The organism is Curtobacterium sp. B8 (assembly GCF_000333315.1).
Taxonomy (GTDB): Bacteria; Actinomycetota; Actinomycetes; order Actinomycetales; family Microbacteriaceae; genus Curtobacterium; species Curtobacterium luteum.
The window spans coordinates 1-2,131 of record NZ_BACW01000465.1 but is presented as its reverse complement, the minus strand read 5'-3'; the positions used below and the strand labels follow the sequence as shown (position 1 = coordinate 2,131).

Below are 2,131 nucleotides of genomic sequence, written 5' to 3'. Positions count from 1 at the left end.
CCGAGCACGAAGACGACCGCCTGGGCGCCGCGCGTCCGCATCAGGGACGCCAGCGGCCGGTGGACCAGCTGGACGAGACACGCCTGCGCGATCGCGAGGAACGCGAGCGGCACCATCGGCGGGTTGAGGTCCTGGAGCATGTCGGGTGCCCAGAGCCCGATCGACGTCAGGGGCACGAGGACCACGTACGCGGCGACGGCGACCACGGCGAGGAGCAGGCGCGATCGCCGCGCGAACCAGCCGTCGGCCCAGAGGAACCCGAGCTGCTGGGCGAACAGCCAGACCGGGCCGAGGTTGAGCAGCCCGACCTCCGCGACGCCCGTCGCCAGGCGAACGGTGTCGACGAGGACGGCCGCGCCGAGCAGCACGGCCAGCGTCCTCCACGGCGCCCGTTCGTGCAGGCGGACCATGAGGGGGACGCAGCACTGCGTGATGCCGTACGCCGCGAGGAACCAGAGCGGGGAGCCGATGCCGAACGCGACCTCCGCCAGGAGCCCCGGCGGCGTCCCCAGCGCGGTCGCGATCCCCAGTCCGAGCGCGAGCACGATGAACAGCGGGACGGCGGGGCGGAACAGACGGACGAGGCGGGTCGACCAGTAGTCGCGCGCGCCGCCGCCCCGCGTCACCGTGCTCCGCCACCCGACGATGCTGGCGAACCCGCCGACGACGAAGAAGAGCGGCATGACCTGCCCGACCCAGGTCGCCGGCACGTACCAGGCGAGCTCCTGGAGCGGGCTCGTCACCGCGATCCCGTCGGCGGTCCCGACCCCGACCATCGTCACGTGGACGAAGACGACGAGGACGACGCACGCGGTCCGGATGAGGTCGACGACCAGGTCGCGCTGCGCGATGATCCCCCGGACGTCCCGTGCTGTGTGTGCCTGCTCCGGCACGCTCTGCTGCGAGGACATGCTGGGACGGTACCCGGCGCTGCGGCCGTCCCAGCGGAGCTCCAGCAGATCGCGGCCGTTTCGTGACCCCTCACATGCCGCGTCCGGCATGCGACGGCACCGCGCCGACATGGGCTCGAAGGCCCGGTGCCTGGTGCTAGGGTGAACCCGTTGTCTTGATCACTGCAAGAGAAGGGCCCCGATGGAAGACGCAGAGCTGCTCCGTACCGCGGGCCTGCGGGTCACCACACCGCGGTTGGCCGTCCTCCGCGCCACCGGGTCCATGCCCCACGCGACGGCGGACGACATCGTCACCGCCCTCGCCGCCGAGCTCCCGACGACGAGCCACCAGGCCGTGTACGGCGTCCTCGCCGCGCTGACCGGGGTCGGGCTCGTGCGCCGGATCGAGCCAGCCGGCAGTCCGGCGCGGTACGAGCGGCGGACCGGGGACAACCACCACCACATCGTCTGCACCATGTGCGGCGCGATCGAGGACGTCGACTGCGCCGTCGGGCACGCTCCGTGCCTGACGCCGTCCGAGACGCACGGCTTCGCGGTCACCACGGCCGAGGTCACCTACTGGGGGATCTGCGACCGATGCGCCGCAGCGGAGCGCGAGGACGCGGCCCCCGCGGCACCCGCGACCCCCGCGGCACCCGCGACCCCCGCCGGAGCACCCGCGACCCCCGGCGCAGTCGTCTGACGCGCCCGGCGCGACCGCCGCAGTCGATCCCCCTCCCGGCACCGAACCGGGACCACGAGCAACCCGAGCATCCCTGACCGAACCAACGTTCCGAGGAGGAACCGTGTCCGACCAGAACACGACCGGCAAGCCCGCCGGCACCCCCACCACCACGACCAACAGCGGAGCGCCCGTCTCCAGCGACCAGCACTCGATGGGTGTCGGCGCCGACGGGCCCCTCGCCCTGCACGACCACTACCTCGTCGAGAAGCTCGCCCAGTTCAACCGTGAGCGCGTGCCGGAGCGCGTCGTCCACGCCAAGGGCGGCGGCGCCTTCGGTACCCTCACCGTCACCCACGACGTGAGCCGCTACACCCGCGCCGCGTTCCTCCAGCCGGGCAAGCAGACCGAGATGCTCGCCCGCTTCTCGAGCGTCGCCGGCGAGCAGGGCTCCCCGGACACCTGGCGCGACCCCCGCGGCTTCGCGCTGAAGTTCTACACCGAAGAGGGCAACTACGACCTCGTCGGCAACAACACCCCGGTCTTCTTCATCCGCGAC

Annotated in this window: 3 protein-coding genes; 2 read left to right on the top strand and 1 reads right to left on the bottom strand. The window is 72.5% G+C overall.

Annotated features, from left to right (window positions below):
- On the bottom strand, window positions 1–911 hold a 911-nt coding region (locus I59_RS11970), incomplete at its 3' end, for an acyltransferase (protein WP_022904066.1).
- 181 nt (window positions 912–1,092) lie between these two features.
- On the opposite strand from I59_RS11970, the gene I59_RS11965 reads away from it, so the two are divergent.
- Window positions 1,093–1,593, top strand: coding sequence for a Fur family transcriptional regulator (locus tag I59_RS11965; RefSeq protein WP_022904065.1), 501 nt, complete (start codon window positions 1,093–1,095; stop codon window positions 1,591–1,593).
- Between the two features lie 193 nt (window positions 1,594–1,786).
- Window positions 1,787–2,131, top strand: a 345-nt coding sequence (locus tag I59_RS11960; protein ID WP_376764452.1) for a catalase, incomplete at its 3' end; no start/stop codon positions are given.